Source organism: Yersinia thracica (assembly GCF_902170565.1).
GTDB lineage: Bacteria > Pseudomonadota > Gammaproteobacteria > Enterobacterales > Enterobacteriaceae > Yersinia > Yersinia thracica.
On the sequence record NZ_CABHXX010000105.1, the window covers coordinates 13,145 to 30,976 of the forward strand.

The window sequence follows — 17,832 nt, forward strand, 5'->3', positions numbered from 1 at the left end:
GGTGATTCATTCACCCGATACCTTTAAATTCACCCTATTGCCCATCTAACCCTCTGATGGGCTTAACTGATGCCCATGCACGGCAAGATGGACAATGCCAGTAGAGCGAATGTGCGGTAAAACCACATTTGTGGCAACGATAACGCGGTTTGGTGCGGATTTGCTCACCGACCATATCGCGCAACAACAGCAAACTCTCTTTTGCCCGCCCGTCTTCAGCATCGGCCAAGTGATAATCCATCAAACGATAGAAAACTCGCATGGTTGGATGGCGCTGTAACTGGCGATTAATATAGGTTTGCGCCACATCCCGGCCTTCATGCTGTTCAAGAATTTCGGCCAACATTAACTCCGCCATCGCGCCGGTATTATCTTCAACACAGCGCTTAAGGAAATTGGCCCAGGCTTCGGGTTGCTGTAAGTGCTGATAACATTCACTCAGCATTGGCAATGCTTCGCTAACCACTTCTTTATCTTGCTCTAACACGCGCTCCAGCGCCTCAACAGCTTTCGCGTATTCACCCTTGGCCAGATAGACCCGACCTTGCATGATCGAGACTCTGGCGCACTGTTTATCGGCCGAAGCCGCTTTTTTCAACAGATTCATCGCCTTATCAAGATCATCACTGCCCATGGCTTGCAGCGCTAATTCGCAATAAAAATGCGCAATTTCCAACCGCTGATTGTCTTTGCCCATCTTGACCAGCTTTTCTGCCACTTCAATGGCATTATTCCAATCACTGGTGGCCTGATAGATAATTAATAACTGCTGTAATGCGCCCAGGCGAAAATCTTTCTCCTCAACCAATTGGTTGAACATATCTTCCGCTCTGTCATATAACCCCGCCGCCATGTAATCGCGCCCCAACTGCTGGACCGCCAGCAAGCGCTGTTCAAATGTCAGGGAAGCGCTTTCCATCAAGGCCTGATGGATGCGGATAGCGCGGTCAACTTCACCACGAGAACGGAACAGATTGCCTAACGTCAGATGCGCTTCAACTGTTGAACTGTCTTCTTTCAGCATTTCAAGAAACAGATCAACCGCTTTGTCTTGCTGGTTTGAGAGAAGGAAGTTAACCCCGGCCACATATTCACGTGACAGGCGGTTAGCATCCTGCTGCTTATCCTGCTGAGCACTTCTTCGCCCCATATACCAGCCATAGGCGGCAGCGACCGGTAACAGCAGAAACAGCATTTCTAACATAGAAAATTATTCCTTGCTGACAGCAGGTGTAGATGCCGTCGCGCTGGGTTCAATCGGTAGCTCTTGCTGCGATTCAAGACGTTTGATTTTCCGCTCGGCACGGCCCAGTAAAATCCGAACTCGTAGATAAAAAAGCCCGCAAATAATCCATCCCAGCACCAGACCCGCTGCAAAAAGCGCCGCTAATAAGGTCGATACGCGATATTCGCCCTGAGCCAATAAATAATTGAAGGTAACGACCTGATCGTTATTTGCCCCTAATGTGATCGATATCACAAAAACCACGAGTACTAGTAAAAAAATCAGCAAATATTTCACGTTTTTTCCTAAAGGCCGAATCAACCTGATGAATTATGCCAAAAATGTGGCGTCCTTACTCAATAAATTAGCACTTCCTTACCCAGCAAAGAAACCCTGCGCCAAGATAAAGCACTGAACCTATGCTTAATAGAGATTATTTTAAGCAATTTAGCGGCGAATACTGAACGGTGAAAAATAATTCATCGCTTAATTTTCCCCTGCTCGCGCTTTTCAATTTCCTGTTGTTCTTGCGGTGGAATATTGAGTGGGCCGAACCACCGCTGCACCAGACTACAGACAATAGCGACCAATAGACCGCTGATAAGGGTAGCCGCCATCAAATCACCAGGCCAATGCATCCCTAACACCAGGCGGCTCATCATCACCCCCTGCGCCCAAAGCATCAGTAAAATAACCGTTTTGTAATGTCGGCGGGGCCATAGCAGCCCAACCGCCAATAATGCCCAACTGGCAGCAAAAACAGTATGACCGGAAGGAAAAGCAAAGCCGGTTTCAAATTGCCAGTGGCTGCTTAACCACGCAGGAATGATAGATTGGTTCTGCAATTGCTGTTTAACCAACTCGCTGCGCTCGGTGCGGGGTAAGGAATAGAAAAAGCGGTTATCAATATGATGTTCAGCTTCAAGCCACACCACAAATGGCCGCGGTTCCTGCACATGCTCTTTAATCAGCGATTTCAAACCCTGCCCCAGCACAATGACCACGCCCAGTAGCATCAAGAGTCCGATTGCCGGTTTGAGCCGAAAACGCAGGCACCACAAAAACCAGCCACTGAGAATGATACTGGTAACGATGCCCCACGGCGCGGTCACTGTCTCTGTCACCCAAAAAAGCGCTTTTAACGCGCTTTCACTGCCCCCCGGCTGCCACTGCCAACCAGAGAGCCAAATGACAAAGGTTGGCAACAGTAAAATAACTGCTCCCAGGGTAATTCGTTTTGTTATATTCCACATCTGTTGCCCTTCTTTCTGGCAATATCCACAACATATTACCCGTGGTGATAGCACGTTTTATATAAGTGCTATATCTATATAATATAAGTCTCTCTAACCATTGATAACATACAAAATTTCTTTGTCACTAGCGAAATAAATCTCAAACAGCCATTCATGCTGGCCTTATTGCTGCTTTGTTGAACAGCAGGTCAGCAAAAGTTATGGCAATATAGCTAATAATGATCGCATAAAATTTTTTATTTAACCTTTATATCGCAACATACCGAGGTATAAGGTTAAAACAGGCATTCACGGTAGGGTGTGCGACAACCTTTCTAAGGGTATGAAGTTATAATATGAACATTAAGATGCAGCTAAAACGTGTAGCAGAAGCTAAATTACCGACTCCTTGGGGTGATTTTCTGATGGTCGGTTTTGAAGAGTTAGCCACTGGCCATGACCATCTGGCATTAATCTTTGGCGATATCAGCGGTGATAAGCCGGTGCTCTCGCGTATTCATTCTGAATGTCTGACAGGTGATGCCCTGTTTAGCCTGCGTTGTGATTGTGGTTTCCAGTTAGAAGCTGCATTGGCGCATATTGCCGAAGAAGGCCGTGGTGTGCTGATTTATCATCGCCAGGAAGGCCGTAATATTGGTTTGCTGAATAAAATTCGAGCTTATGCCTTGCAGGATTTGGGGGCCGATACCGTTGAAGCCAATCATCAACTGGGTTTTGCTGCCGATGAACGCGATTTCACACTGTGTTCTGATATGTACAAGTTATTGGACATTAAAGCGGTGCGCTTGCTGACAAATAACCCGAAGAAAGTTGAAATTCTCTCCGAAGCGGGGATTAATATCGTCGAACGCGTCCCTTTGATTGTCGGGCAAAATCCTAAAAATGAACATTATATGGCCACAAAAGCGGCTAAAATGGGCCATTTGTTGACCAAGTAATCACCTCGAAGCTCACTGCTAATATAAGCTTTTTTGGCTAACGCAAGCTATAAGGGTGGTCTCGCAACCACCCTTTTTAATGACTTAACTTAATAGTGACACCGTCACGTAAGCATCAATCTATTACAACATTTTGCGGATCACATAATGCAAAATGCCGCCATTTTCGAAATAAACCAATTCATTGCCAGTATCTATGCGGCAGCGGGTATCAACCTTTTGCTGCCGCCCGTCGGCATAAGTGAGTGTTACAGGAACAATTTGCCCCGGAGCTAAGCCTTGTAACCCACTGACACTAATAGATTCATCGCCCGTCAGGCCCAATGTTTTGCGGTCTACCCCAGCAGGAAACTCCAGCGGCAGAATGCCCATCCCGATTAAATTAGAGCGGTGAATACGTTCGAAAGACTCCGCAATCACCACCCGAACCCCCAGCAGGCGCGGCCCTTTAGCGGCCCAGTCGCGGCTTGAACCTGAGCCATATTCCTTACCGGCAATCACCGCTAATGGCACATTTTCCTGCTGGTAACGCATAGCCGCATCATAGATAGCCATTTGATTTTGCGATGGAATATGGCGAGTAACCCCCCCCTCAACACCGGGCACCATTTCATTCCGGATACGGATATTGGCAAAGGTTCCGCGCATCATCACTTCATGGTTACCCCGGCGCGAGCCGTAGGAATTGAATTCCTTAATTTCAACTCCGCGATCACGCAGATAACGTCCTGCCGGGCTGTCCAGCTTGATATTACCGGCGGGTGAAATGTGGTCGGTAGTGACGGAATCGGCCAAAATTGCCAAAATACGGGCATGATGGATATCCTGAACGGGTTCCGGTAATGCTTTCATATCACTGAAGAAAGGCGGCAAACGGATATAGGTAGAATCACTCTGCCAGTCATAGGTGGGCGTGCTATCCACTTGAATCGCCTGCCACTCTTCATCGCCATCAAACACCGCGGAATATTCCTTGCGGAACATGTCCGTTTTCACTTCTTCAACCGCTTTGGCGATTTCAAGCCCGGTCGGCCAAATATCTTTCAGATAGACCGGATTACCCTCAGGATCGTTGCCCAGCGCATCTTGCGTCAGATTAACATTCATGTTCCCCGCCAAAGCATAGGCGACCACCAGCAGCGGCGAAGCTAACCAGTTGGTTTTCACCAACGGATGAATACGCCCTTCAAAGTTGCGGTTGCCGGAAAGCACCGCACCGACAGTTAAATCCCCTTCTTTGATGGCATTTTCGATTGGTTGTGGCAATGGGCCAGAGTTACCTATGCAGGTGGTACAGCCGTAGCCCACCAGGTTGAACCCCAAATGATCCAGATAAGAGGTTAACCCCGCGGCCTTAAGGTATTCAGTCACCACTTTGGAGCCGGGAGCCAGGGAGGTTTTCACCCATGGCTGAGTTTTAAGCCCCTTTTCTGCGGCTTTCTTGGCGAGTAATCCCGCCGCCATCAGTACACTGGGGTTGGAGGTATTGGTGCATGAAGTAATGGCCGCGATGACGACGGCGCCCTGTTCTAACTCATGGGTTTTACCCTCCAGAGTGAAGGAGACGCCGCTGACTTTGTCTTTTTTGCTGTTGACTTCCAACTCTTCAAACGCATTAAACGCCAAAGGCACTTTCGCTAATGAGACTCGGTCCTGCGGGCGTTTCGGTCCCGCCAGACTGGATTCTACCGTGCTCAGTTCCAATGATAACTGACTGGTAAACACCGGCTCATCCCCCGGATGACGCCATAATCCTTGCGCTTTACTGTAGGTTTCCACCAATGTTATTTGTTCGTCACTACGGCCACTTAAGCGCATATAGCTTAGAGTGACTTCATCAACCGGGAAGAAACCGCACGTCGCGCCGTATTCCGGTGCCATATTGGCGATGGTAGCGCGGTCCGCTAACGGCAAATCCGCCAAACCATCACCGTAAAACTCAACAAATTTACCGACCACACCGTGTTTTCTCAGCATTTGAGTCACGGTCAATACCAAGTCAGTGGCGGTAATTCCTTCGCGCATTTTGCCGGTCATTTTGAAACCGACCACATCGGGGATAAGCATGGATACTGGCTGCCCCAGCATCGCCGCTTCAGCTTCAATGCCACCAACGCCCCAACCCAGAATCCCCAAGCCGTTAATCATGGTGGTGTGGGAGTCGGTTCCGACTAAGGTATCCGGATAAGCAATCTGCTTGCCATCCTGCTCTTCATGCCAGACGGTTTGCCCCAGATATTCCAGATTCACCTGATGACAAATCCCAGTGCCCGGCGGCACCACCCGGAAGCGGCTAAAGGCTTTTTGCCCCCAACGCAGGAAAGTATAGCGTTCGTGGTTACGTTCCATTTCTAAGCGGACGTTTTCACCAAACGCGGCTTTATCGCCAAACTCATCGACAGTCACCGAGTGGTCGATAACCAGATCAACCGGCGACAGTGGGTTAACCTGCGCGACATTACCGCCGAGGCGTTTCACCGCTTCCCGCATCGCGGCCAAATCCACCACGGCCGGGACGCCAGTAAAGTCTTGCATTAAGACTCGAGCAGGCCGGTAAGCGATTTCTTTCTCGGCATGCCCAGTTTGTTGCCAGGCCACAATGGCTTTGAGATCATCCTCCTGAACCTGCTCACCATCCAGATGGCGAAGTAAGTTTTCTAGCAACACTTTCAGTGATTTAGGTAATCGGTCGATATCTCCCAGCACTGCCGCCAGTTGCGGCAGGCTGTAATAGTGATATTCGTGCTTAAGGGCGACCAATTTGGCCATACTCGTTTTTCGCAAATCTAACGACATAGCGCCTCCATTGTTTCTTATAGTGCTCTAAACAACATTCATCATACCAAGGCAATACCCTTGAAATTATGAGGTCTAGAATCAATATAACACAAAGAAACATTAACATTTTGGCAACAATGGCGATTTATGGAAACGAGGGTGGTGGCCAATTTATGTCGAATGCTCAGATTTAAATTATTTATCAAATAGCATCATCCCATTCCAAATCAATTTCCGGAGGTTGCTTATATCCATCATTTATTCCTTCAAAATATTGATTAAATTTAACCGCATCATTTTCTATTTTATCAAGATCTTCCTTATCATTATCTAGACATTTTTGAAGATCTTCAGATAATTCTTCCATCCTTTTTTCAATTTTATTATCACTACACTTATCTAATTCCCTGTCTATATCATTATTTAGTTCATCAAAACCTTGAATAATTGATTTTAAAAATTGACCAACATCATCTTCATCTTTTTTATTAGCTATATTTTTTTGATCCAATATCTCCTTATCAGGCAGAGGATTTGTTGAATTTACAACTTGTGGATCCCATCCTTTATATTCATTTTTTGAAGGCGACATAGTATTCGCAGCAGCATAAGAATTGGGAGTGAATAATTCTTTGAACCAATTAAAAATCATTTCGAGGATACTATTGCGATTGACGTCACGCCTTAATTCACTTGGGCATTGTTTCTCAAAATGATAATAAACACGCGATTGTACTTCATTTAACTCAAAGTTTTCACCTAAAAACAGTTGACATTCCAAAGTGAATAAACGTTTTTTTCCATCGCTATAAGGTACTGAGTAACGCATTTCAAGTCCGTAGTCGCTATCTGAATTAAACTCCATTGAAATACCCTCATAATGTAAGTAAGGGTATATTGTCTGGGAGTGTTGAACAGCAACCGTTGCCATTGAATATTGACTCATGTTTTCCAGTACAGTAACTCTCCTCTCATTCTCTTTTTCATCACCTTCCTTTAACCAATATCTATTGACCAATTCTGCTAACACTCTCTCATCAACCTTTTCATCAACCTTTTCATCAACCTTTTTATCAACCTTTTTATCGTCATAAAAACGCGCTCCATCAATATAAAATTGTCTTTTTTCAATTGGCGCATTCGACATTTTTAATGAATTAACTACATTATGAAGTTCCAGGTGGCTTATTGGGTAAGATATTCTATTCATTTATTCCTCTTGACTATGCTTATATAAAACCAAGATTGTAGATTAATAAAATATCAAACTATTTTTAAATTATCTTTTGAATTTATACTTATAATTCCCGTTATTGAAATAACCGCTTACTCTTTCAACTAAGGTTATAAACTATTTTTCAGGAAATGTAATTTGAATATCATACTGTCTTTTTATACAGTTCTAACCATATATTGTGTTGTTAAAACACAATATGAGGTACACCCTACAAACAAAATGAGATTAATTAATGTCAAGAAATAAAAAGAAAACATCAGCGTCAGTAGCGGCCCAAGCGGCAAGAATACTCAAAGATCCTAATGCTTCCGCCCTTGAAAAAAGTTTGGCGGGTTCGGCGCTCTCTCAGACCAATACTGATAATCAGACAGGTATTTATATGGAAGATGTCGCCGCACAAGTGCTGGCAAACCCCGAGTCCAGTGAAAAAGCCAAAACATTGGCAGGGTCTGTACTCGCACAAGCCAATAAAAAACGTTAACTATGCAAAAAGCCCCTTTTCAGGGGCTTTCTTTTAATGGATGACAACATTACTTGGTCGGCAGTTTAATATCTTTAAACATCGCTTCGATATCCTCATTCGAGCGCAACGCAACGGCCTTATCCACCACATCTCGCGTTAAATGAGGCGCAAAACGTAAAATAAAATCATACATATAGCTGCGCAGGAAAGTACTACGCCGGAAACCAATCTTCGTGGTGCTGTAGGTAAAGATATCGCGCGCATCTACAGTGACCAGATCAGGGTCTTGGATTGGGTCAACGGCCATGCTGGCAATAACACCCACCCCCAGCCCTAATCTCACGTAAGTTTTAATCACATCCGCATCTGTCGCAGTAAAGACAATACGCGGCGTCAGACCAGCGCGATTAAATGCAGTATCCAGTTCAGAACGCCCAGTGAAACCAAAGGTATAGGTTACAATCGGATAAGCGGCCAGCTCTTCAATGCTAACATGGGCTTTACCGGCTAATGGATGATCGGGCTTCACTACCACCGCACGGTTCCAGTGATAACACGGCAACATAATCAGGTCGTCATATAAATGCAGCGCTTCCGTCGCGATAGCAAAGTCGGCACTGCCTTTCGAAACCGCTTCTGCTATTTGCGTCGGTGACCCTTGATGCATATGCAACGATACGCGCGGATAGCGCTCAATAAAACCTTTGATGACATTAGGTAATGCGTAGCGCGCTTGAGTGTGGGTGGTCGCGACATACAAAGACCCTTTATCAGGATAGGTATGCTCGCCGGCAACAGCTTTAATGGCATCAACTTTTGAGAGGACTTCACGGGCAATACGGATAATTTCCAGCCCTGCGGGGGTTACCTGTGTGAGATGTTTACCGCTGCGGGCAAAAATCTGGATACCCAGCTCATCTTCCAACATTCGGACCTGCTTACTGATCCCAGGTTGCGAGGTGTACAGGCCTTCTGCGGTGGATGATACGTTAAGGTTATGATTTACCACCTCAACAATATAACGGAGCTGCTGCAATTTCATATCTATACCATCCTAGGTTAAACACTGCGGGAGGCCCACAGTTTGGTATATCGGTCTCACCCGGTATGCCGAGAAGTTATCAACTGAAACCCATAACTGCATGATGCCAAAGTGGTCAGTATTGACCTTATAATAACATTAGGTGATAAAAAACTATTTTATATAACTACTATATCATTTCATTAGCCTCTGTATACACCCTTGTTATGTCGTCTTTATCTCGACTTAACCTGCGGTTTTAACCCGCGCGCATACCCATGCTGTTAATGATTTAGTGATAAATATTAGCTCAAAATATTCGGAATTTTGCCCAACACAGACAGCCGTTAACAATTTATAACTTCAACGGTTTACCCAAGACTATAAAACACTTGAATAGATTAGCCCAATAAAAAACCAGCCATTTAGGCTGGTTTCAGACTGCTGACAAACCCCAATGACTCGATCTCTGGTGGTAAGGACGGGCAGAAGAGTAAAGCGTCCGCGCCAGGGATGGCGCGGCTCGAGCCTACATGGATGTATTGACGGCGTCTTTACGATCTGCCTGTTTTCACCGCTGCAGGCACTTTGTCAATAACCTCAAACCAGCCATTTAGGCTGGTTTTTACATATACGACTCAGTATTTCACATCACAGATGTTTTAGCTGCTCAGTAAAAAATTATCCGCTAAGCCGCATTCAGATGGATGTCAAAACACCTATTTCTTAGCTTCAACCCATTTACCATCAATATAGAAAGCCGACCAGCCGGTCGCTTTCCCCTCTTTTTCGGAGGAAACATATTGTTGCTTGGTTTTGCGGCTAAAGCGAACCAGAGTCTTATTACCTTCGTTATCCGCCACTGGCGCGTCGGCCAAATAACGTAATTTTTCCGGTAAACGATCTTTAAAGCGCACCAATTCTTCTACCAGCGGCGCACGGGTTTCGCGCGATTTAGGGAAAGTATTGGCAGCCAGGAAGACACCGGCAGCGCCATCACGTAACACGAAATAAGCATCTGACTTTTCGCATGGCAGTTCTGGCAAAGGTACCGGATCTTCTTTCGGCGGCGCGACTTCACCACTGCGCAAGATTTTGCGAGTATTTTTGCACTCATCATTGGTGCAGCCCATGTACTTACCAAAACGCCCCATTTTCAGATGCATTTCAGAACCACATTTTTCGCACTCAACAATCGGGCCTTCATAGCCTTTGATGCGGAACTCGCCTTCTTCTATCTCATAACCATCACATGCCGGGTTATTACCACAAACATGCAATTTACGCTGGTTATCAATCAGATAGCTATCCATGGCGGTGCCACATTTCTGACAACGACGTTTGGCGCGTAATGCGTTGGTTTCCGCATCATCACCTTCCAGAATATTAAGAACTTCAGCTTCAGGCACCAGATTGATGGTGGTTTTGCAGCGCTCTTTCGGCGGCAATGCATAACCAGAGCACCCGAGGAATACCCCAGTGCTGGCAGTGCGAATCCCCATCTGACGGCCACAAGTTGGGCAATCAATGCTGGTCATCACCATTTGATTCGGGCGCATACCGCCCTCTTCAGGATCTTTTTCAGCCTTTTCCAGTTGCTCACTGAATTCGGCAAAGAAGCCATCCAATACCGCTTTCCACTCAGCCTGATTATTGGCAACCTGATCCAAGCCACTTTCCATACGCGCGGTAAAATCGTAATTCATCAACTCGCGGAAGTTTTCTTCCAGACGGTCAGTCACGATTTCGCCCATTTTCTCGGCATAGAAGCGGCGGTTTTCTACCCGCACATAACCACGGTCCTGAATGGTCGAAATAATCGACGCATAAGTAGATGGGCGGCCAATGCCCCGTTTTTCCAGCTCTTTTACCAATGATGCTTCGCTGTAACGCGCAGGCGGTTTGGTGAAGTGCTGGCTTGGGATCAGTTTTTGTAAATCCAGTTCACTACCCACTTCAATGACAGGTAAAGTTCTGTCTTCATCACCTTTACGCAAGGCTGGCATCACCTTGGTCCAACCATCAAAGCGTAAAGTTCGGCCTTTGGCGCGCAGTTGGAAATCACCCGCCTGTACCGTCAAGGTGGTAGAGTCATACTTGGCCGGTGTCATCTGGCAGGCCACAAACTGACGCCAAATCAGCTGATACAGCTTCTGGGCGTCGGCTTCCATATCTTTTAACTGCTCAGCCAGCACATTCACATCAGAAGGGCGAATAGCTTCATGCGCTTCTTGTGAATTCTCTTTACTGCTGTATTGATTGGGTGCAGATGGCAAATATTTATCGCCAAAGTTATCACCGATATAACCGCGTACCATGGTCAGAGCATCCTGACTTAAGTTGGTGGAGTCAGTACGCATATAGGTAATATGGCCCGCTTCATATAAGCGCTGCGCCATCATCATGGTTTTCTTCACACCAAAGCTCAGGCGGGTACTGGCGGCCTGCTGCAAGGTAGAAGTAATGAACGGCGCACCCGGCTTGCTGCTGGTCGGTTTATCTTCACGATCCAGCACTTTATAGCGTGCGTTTTCCAGCAATTTAAGTGCGGCGTGGGTCTGCTCACGGTTTACCGGTTTAAAGGGTTTATTGTGAGCATGAGTGACTTCCATTTGAATAGGAACTTCACCTTTCGCCAGCAAGTCGGCATGCAATTCCCAGTATTCTTCAGGGACGAATGCTTTAATATCCCGCTCGCGTTCAACCACCAAACGCACCGCGACTGACTGCACTCGCCCGGCTGACAAGCCACGGGCAATCTTTTTCCACAACAGTGGAGAAACCATATAACCCACAACCCGGTCCATAAAGCGACGGGCTTGTTGGGCATTCACCCGGTTGATATTCAATTCACCCGGTTGATTAAACGCCTGTTGGATAGCATTTTTTGTGATTTCGTTAAACACCACACGGCTGAAACGCGCATCATCACCCCCAATCACTTCCCGCAAATGCCAGGCAATTGCCTCTCCTTCGCGGTCAAGGTCGGTTGCGAGATAGATGTGGTCGGCGTTTTCAGCTAATGCTTTCAGCTCGGCAACCACTTTTTCTTTGCCGGGCAAAATTTCATACTGCGCTTTCCAGCCATGATAAGGATCGACGCCCATGCGGTTAACTAACGCAACCTTTTCGTCTTTCTTTACTTTAGTTTTGGGCTTGTCGGCTTTCTTGGCTTTATCTTCAGTTGAGTTAGCGCTCTTTTTACTGGCTGAGCCACTGGTCGGCAAATCACGAATGTGACCGACACTGGACTTAACCACGTAGTTATTCCCTAAGTATTTATTAATAGTTTTGGCTTTTGCCGGGGACTCAACTATTACGAGAGCTTTACCCATAATTACCTTTACCTAAATTATTTCTTCTAAAAGAAGGTTTTTATCTTGCCGTACCGCGGCATTCTGAATCTCTTTTTTATATTGCGGTACTTTTTCAGGAGATCAACCTGTTTTTTTGATCGGAGCCATAAAAGCGCTTTCCGAAGCTCAGTTGACGATCTGTCAAAATCTTTGCCTGCGCCCAGTGTAACAGCAGTGAATTCTGCCCCATGGCGTCAACAAAACCTTCCACCTAATAGTATAAAATCCCACACTGTACCTGATAAAAAGCGACACGCAACCTAATTAGCTCGGAATCTGAATTTATCCAATTGTGATGACAAACCAGCCAGTAGCTCGAATAAACCTTAGTCGGTTTGCGGACAAACGCTAACCCGCAGTACAATAGTAAGAGAAATCACCTTGTGGTGAGGAAATATAATTGTATTGAGGAAATATGATGTTCGGAAACACAACACCGATTGAACGTAATAAATTATTGGCAGAAGCTAATGAGATTATTCGGCAACATGAAGATTATCTGCATGGTATGGAAGCCACTGAAGTTGAACAAAAGGGACCTGTTTTAGTATTTCGCGGGGAGTTCTTTCTCGATGATCAGGGCTTACCTACAGCCAAAACAACCGCCGTATTTAATATGTTTAAACATCTCGCGCAGGTGTTGTCTGCTAAATATCATTTAATCGACTAATTGCAGATTATTCTCTTTTTATTGCGTTCCTTTTTAGCGATTACGCAAAAAAAACAGCAGGGGCAAGCCCCCCTGCTGTTTTCACATCAAATTCGCTTTATCTCCGCTTATAACAGGGGTTTTTCACCGCGCTGCCACCAACGTAATAAGAGACGATCAGCACTTTCTGCGGCGCTACCGGTAAAGCGATCCATTAAGCGTTTACGGCGTGAATAACGCACACCAATAACTTCATGATTATCCATTTCAGCAATCAGTAAATCATCGCTGGTACCAATGGCATCAACCAGCCCTTTTTCTTTGGCTTGGGTACCAAACCAATGTTCACCCGTGGCAACTGCATCAATATCTAAAGAAGGCCGTTGTTGCTGGACGAATTGCTTAAATAGCAAGTGTGTTTCATTCAGATCTTCACGAAACTTTTCGCGCCCTTGCTCAGTATTTTCCCCAAATAATGTCAGGGTTCGCTTAAATTCACCGGCAGTATGCAACTCAACATCAATATCGTTCTTTTTCAGTAAACGATGGAAGTTGGGTATTTGGGCGACGACGCCAATAGAGCCAATAATGGCGAACGGGGCGCTAATGATGCGGTCAGCGACACAGGCCATCATATACCCGCCACTGGCAGCAACTTTATCGACCGCAACAGTCAGACGAATGCCTTTGTGACGCAGACGCTCCAATTGTGATGCCGCCAGACCATAGCCGTGTACCACGCCCCCTGGGCTTTCCAGCCTGAGCAACACTTCATCCTGAGCCGTCGCCACTGCCAACACCGCAGAAATTTCTTCGCGCAATGAAGTCACTTCGTGGGCGTCAATGCTCCCTTTGAAGTCAATGACATACAGGCAAGGTTTCACCGCCGCCACCGCACCCGATTTAGCGCGTTGTTTTTTGAGTTTTTGATCAGATTTTTGCTGCTTTTTAAATTCCTTGATCCAGGTTTTTTGCTCAGCATGACTCATGCGGGCCAACCGCATTTCACGTTGCATTTCCTTATATTGCTCACCCAAATCAACCAAATTAAGTTCTCCCTGTTGCCCTTGTTTCCTCATTCCCTGACTGACAACCAACAATACTACCGCACCAATCGCGACCACGATGGTCACCACTTTAGCGAGAAACAATCCGTACAGAGAAAATAACTCCACAAATACCGCCTTTATTCATCTGCAATTAAAGAGATACCTGCATTCTAGCGAACCCTTAAGCCGCCGTCTTGCGCAAATGAAAAATTGCATTGGTTTCGCTTAAATATAAGAATGTAATAGATATCGCGGCCTATAAGAGCCAAATTTTCGCCGTCCGTAAAAGGAATAATTATGCATTACCAACCTAAACATGATCTGCTCGATAATCGCACTATATTAGTGACGGGAGCAGGTGATGGCATTGGTCGCGAAGCGGCTCTAACTTATGCACGCTTTGGCGCTCGCTTGATTCTTGTCGGCCGAACCCTGCACAAATTGGTGGCTGTGCAGCAGCAAATTGTCGAGTCTGGCGGCCAGTTGGCTACTGTTTGGGAGCTGGATTTGCTGCATGCAACTGTGTCAGATTGCCAACAATTGGCGGATGCGCTCAGCTGTCAAATTCCGCATCTGGACGGTGTATTGCACAATGCCGGTTTATTAGGTGAGATAGCCCCGATGGCTGAGCAAAGTATCACCGTCTGGCAAGAGGTTATGCAAGTGAATGTCAATGCAACATTTATGCTCACTCAAGCACTTTTGCCATTACTACTGAAGTCACCCAATGCCTCTTTAGTTTTCACCAGTTCCAGTGTTGGCCGTCAGGGCCGAGCCGGATGGGGAGCTTATGCCGTGTCAAAATTTGCCACTGAAGGCATGATGCAAGTGCTTTCCGAAGAATATAAACACGGCAACTTGAGAGTTAATTGTATTAATCCAGGGGGAACGCGCACTCAGATGCGGGCGATCGCCTTCCCGGATGAAGATGCCAGTAAGTTAAAAACACCGGCGGAGATTATGCCACTGTACCTCTACCTGATGGGCGACGATAGCCGCAGAAAGACCGGTATCAGTTTCGATGCACAACCCGGCCGTAAACCCGGCCCCGCAGAATAATAAAGGAATGTTTCATGTCTGAAGAACGCCACCAGCAACGCCAACAAAAAATAAAAGAAAAGGTTGAGTCACGGGTTGCAGCAGCGCAAGAAATCCGCGGTATCTTGATTGTTTTTACCGGCAATGGCAAAGGTAAGACCACCGCCGCCTTTGGTACCCTAACCCGTGCTGTTGGTCATGGTTTGAAAGCGGGTGTGATACAGTTTATTAAAGGTGAATGGCCGAACGGCGAGAAAAATCTACTGCAACAACATGGTGTTGAGTTTCAGGTGATGGCCACTGGGTTTACCTGGAATACGCAAAATAGAGAAACCGATACCGCGGCTTGTCAGGAGGCCTGGCAACACGCGCGGCGGATGTTAGCTGATCCGACGTTGGATTTAGTGGTGCTGGATGAACTGACTTATATGGTCGCTTATGATTACTTATCACTGGATGAAGTCGTTGATGCGCTAAAGCAGCGCCCAGCCCATCAAACAGTGATTATTACTGGCCGTGGCTGCCATCGGGAGCTATTGGAAATGGCGGATACCGTCAGTGAATTACGCCCGGTTAAACATGCTTTTGATGCCGGTATTAAAGCTCAAATGGGTATTGACTGGTAATTGTCAGCAATCATTCGAACCAATCAGGTGCCGCAGACAGAATATCTGCGGCATTTTGGCCAGATAGTGATATCCAACCCTGACTAGCCCATATTGACCAGTTGAGTTTTTCTCATCATTTCTCTAGTGGGATTATAGGGATATTGGGTGGGGTCAGTGTCCCAAGGGCCGGTGTTAACATCCCCATCCCCGGAACCACTTGGCTCGACGGCTGGCCTTTCTGCTGTGTACCGCCAAAGTAGCAAATTGACTTCCATGGCTCTGAAAGTGGGCTACAGGTTTTTTCGCAATTATCGCCATAATGTGAGTGAGGACCGCCGCAAGCATAAGTCACAGAGGAAAATCCGGTGCCGACAACAAATAAAATAGCTGCGCTGGTCGTTAACAGAGATTTTTTCATGTTAATGCTCCTTAGATTTTAAATTCGATGGGGATTCCCCAAGAGCAATGTAGCCACACAGTATATCCCGAGGCCAGCGCTATCCAACCCTGGTTGATGGTGTGTATATGCTGTAAAACCATTTGTTATAGGTAATTTATGCTTTCGAAAGAAATAAAGTAAGTTTCTTATACTATAGGAAGGAAAAAGGAATAACTGAGAAAGGGGTAAAGGAATGCACACCATGAATAATGGGAAGGAAATGATTCCTTCCCATAGAGAACTTATCCGCGCTTGTTAGATCCACGACGCCCGGTAGCGGCTGCTGGAGCTGCATTACCTACATTTTGACGGGTAGAACTTTTACGGGCTGAGCCTTGACGACCTGCAACCTGACGACCTGAAACTTCGGTATGGCGTTTAACTGCACGACGAATTTGATTCGCTTTGACCCGACGACGGTCTTTCTCAACTGGCAATTTACTGACAGTTTCAGAGTCCAGTTCCACTAGCTCACGTAGGTAGTTAGTGGCTTTCAAATCCAATTCAGTCCAGCCGCCACGAGGCAGGCCTTTGGGCAGATTGATATCACCATAACGTACACGGATCAGGCGGCTAACTTGTACACCGACAGCTTCCCACAAGCGGCGAACTTCGCGGTTGCGCCCTTCGGTCAAAGTGACGTTATACCACTGATTAATCCCTTCTCCGCCTTGGAAACTAATGGTGCGGAATGCCGCTGGGCCATCGTCCAATTGAACACCACGGCTAAGTTGCTTGATTTTTTCGTCATCGATTTGACCAAACACGCGCACCGCGTATTCGCGTTCAACTTCACGGCTGGGGTGCATCAAGCGGTTGGCCAGTTCACCATCGGTGGTAAACAGCAATAAACCGGAGGTATTAACGTCCAAACGCCCTACCGCAACCCAACGCGAACCGCGCAGTTTAGGCAGACGGTCAAATACCGTTGGACGGCCTTCTGGGTCATTACGAGTACAGAGTTCACCTTCCGGCTTGTAATATGCCAGAACACGGCACACCGCCTCTTCAGATTCTGTAATAGAAAGAAGATGACCGTCCAGGCGAATTTTCGTGGCCTGGGTGACTTCAACGCGATCACCCAACTTTGATATTTTACCATCAACGCTGACGCGGCCTTGTTGAATGATTGTTTCGATTTCCCGACGTGAGCCATGACCGGCCCGTGCCAAGATTTTCTGTAATTTTTCACCCACAACTTTTGTTTTTTCACCCACAACCTTGTCATCCTGCGGTTTAGGGCTAGGTGACTTTGCGTTGGGTAACTTTTGGTCTTTTGACTTCTCGCTCATTGAGCAACCTCTAATGTCGCCTTCACAGGCGTCGTGTTATATATTGTAATCAATAAGTTAAGCTCACAATCAAGCAGAACTCATTGATTGTAATACATTTTGGAACACAGCATACCGTCGTGATAATCACGCAGACGCCTCTACACGCTGGTTCGTGACCGCACATATTACACTAATTTCACAGTCAGGGATTCAAAAAGTATCCGCGTACCGGAAATGAAGTTGCCGGGTTATTCCGGTAAACATGAAGCAGGATATATAAGATGCAAAGGTATACCATCCAGATGGATGCCCGGCATGGCAACAAAAAGTAGTGAGACAATGCCTGAGTTCGTCAGCAAATCAACAACAAAACATAACAAGACTGTTTTTTACTAGAATATAGTCGCGAAAAGACCAAGAGTTGGAGAGTGTTCAGAATTCTGTGTCACGTTAAAATCATTATAGCGTTATCACTTTATCAAGACGCCCCTCAAAATAAAT

15 protein-coding genes are annotated in these 17,832 nt (G+C 46.3%); 5 read left to right on the forward strand and 10 right to left on the reverse strand.

All coding sequences use genetic code 11. From position 1 onward, the window contains the following. Positions 1-34: 34 nt before the first annotated feature. The 3 genes from lapB to pgpB form a co-directional block, all read right to left on the reverse strand. Entirely contained in the window at positions 35-1,204 is a 1,170-nt protein-coding gene (lapB, locus tag FTA91_RS15495) for a lipopolysaccharide assembly protein LapB (protein WP_050114508.1), read from the reverse strand. A gap of 6 nt (positions 1,205-1,210) precedes the next feature. After that, positions 1,211-1,522, reverse strand: a complete 312-nt coding sequence (locus tag FTA91_RS15500) for a LapA family protein (protein ID WP_050114507.1) — start codon at positions 1,520-1,522, stop codon at positions 1,211-1,213. A gap of 182 nt (positions 1,523-1,704) precedes the next feature. Beyond that, positions 1,705-2,478, reverse strand: a complete 774-nt coding sequence (gene pgpB, locus FTA91_RS15505; RefSeq protein ID WP_145535942.1) for a phosphatidylglycerophosphatase B — start codon at positions 2,476-2,478, stop codon at positions 1,705-1,707. 350 nt (positions 2,479-2,828) lie between these two features. Between pgpB and ribA the strand changes: the two genes are divergently transcribed. After that, complete coding sequence (ribA, locus tag FTA91_RS15510) at positions 2,829-3,419, forward strand: GTP cyclohydrolase II (protein ID WP_050114679.1); 591 nt, start codon at positions 2,829-2,831, stop codon at positions 3,417-3,419. Positions 3,420-3,542: 123 nt separating this feature from the next. Here ribA and acnA read toward each other — a convergent pair whose 3' ends face one another. Further along, positions 3,543-6,215 (reverse strand): aconitate hydratase AcnA, encoded by a 2,673-nt coding sequence (gene acnA, locus FTA91_RS15515; RefSeq protein WP_145583575.1) that lies wholly within the window; start codon positions 6,213-6,215, stop codon positions 3,543-3,545. Positions 6,216-6,399: 184 nt separating this feature from the next. Continuing rightward, positions 6,400-7,407 carry a hypothetical protein gene (locus FTA91_RS15520; RefSeq protein ID WP_145583577.1) on the reverse strand — a complete coding sequence of 336 codons (1,008 nt, stop codon included), beginning with the start codon at positions 7,405-7,407 and terminating at the stop codon, positions 6,400-6,402. Positions 7,408-7,666: 259 nt separating this feature from the next. Here FTA91_RS15520 and FTA91_RS15525 point away from each other — a divergent pair, with 259 nt between their 5' ends. Continuing rightward, entirely contained in the window at positions 7,667-7,915 is a 249-nt protein-coding gene (locus tag FTA91_RS15525) for a hypothetical protein (protein ID WP_050114503.1), read from the forward strand. A gap of 49 nt (positions 7,916-7,964) precedes the next feature. Here FTA91_RS15525 and cysB read toward each other — a convergent pair whose 3' ends face one another. Both cysB and topA read right to left on the reverse strand, forming a co-directional pair. Further along, a complete protein-coding gene (gene cysB / locus FTA91_RS15530; RefSeq protein ID WP_005165856.1) occupies positions 7,965-8,939 on the reverse strand; it encodes an HTH-type transcriptional regulator CysB in 975 nt (324 codons plus the stop codon). Between the two features lie 698 nt (positions 8,940-9,637). Then, entirely contained in the window at positions 9,638-12,253 is a 2,616-nt protein-coding gene (gene topA / locus FTA91_RS15535; protein ID WP_145535939.1) for a type I DNA topoisomerase, read from the reverse strand. A 439-nt stretch (positions 12,254-12,692) separates the two neighbouring features. Here topA and FTA91_RS15540 point away from each other — a divergent pair, with 439 nt between their 5' ends. Then, complete coding sequence (locus FTA91_RS15540; protein ID WP_050114501.1) at positions 12,693-12,944, forward strand: YciN family protein; 252 nt, start codon at positions 12,693-12,695, stop codon at positions 12,942-12,944. Between the two features lie 107 nt (positions 12,945-13,051). On the opposite strand, the gene sohB is transcribed toward FTA91_RS15540, so the two are convergent. Next, positions 13,052-14,098 carry a protease SohB gene (gene sohB / locus FTA91_RS15545; protein WP_145535938.1) on the reverse strand — a complete coding sequence of 349 codons (1,047 nt, stop codon included), beginning with the start codon at positions 14,096-14,098 and terminating at the stop codon, positions 13,052-13,054. A 171-nt stretch (positions 14,099-14,269) separates the two neighbouring features. Here sohB and FTA91_RS15550 point away from each other — a divergent pair, with 171 nt between their 5' ends. Together FTA91_RS15550 and cobO are read left to right on the forward strand one after the other, a co-directional pair. Then, a complete protein-coding gene (locus FTA91_RS15550; RefSeq protein WP_050114499.1) occupies positions 14,270-15,031 on the forward strand; it encodes a YciK family oxidoreductase in 762 nt (253 codons plus the stop codon). A 14-nt stretch (positions 15,032-15,045) separates the two neighbouring features. Then, entirely contained in the window at positions 15,046-15,636 is a 591-nt protein-coding gene (gene cobO, locus FTA91_RS15555; protein WP_050114498.1) for a cob(I)yrinic acid a,c-diamide adenosyltransferase, read from the forward strand. 115 nt (positions 15,637-15,751) lie between these two features. On the opposite strand, the gene FTA91_RS15560 is transcribed toward cobO, so the two are convergent. Continuing rightward, positions 15,752-16,036 carry a hypothetical protein gene (locus FTA91_RS15560; RefSeq protein WP_050114497.1) on the reverse strand — a complete coding sequence of 95 codons (285 nt, stop codon included), beginning with the start codon at positions 16,034-16,036 and terminating at the stop codon, positions 15,752-15,754. A gap of 263 nt (positions 16,037-16,299) precedes the next feature. Continuing rightward, complete coding sequence (rluB, locus tag FTA91_RS15565; RefSeq protein WP_145583579.1) at positions 16,300-17,349, reverse strand: 23S rRNA pseudouridine(2605) synthase RluB; 1,050 nt, start codon at positions 17,347-17,349, stop codon at positions 16,300-16,302. Positions 17,350-17,832: the final 483 nt, after the last annotated feature.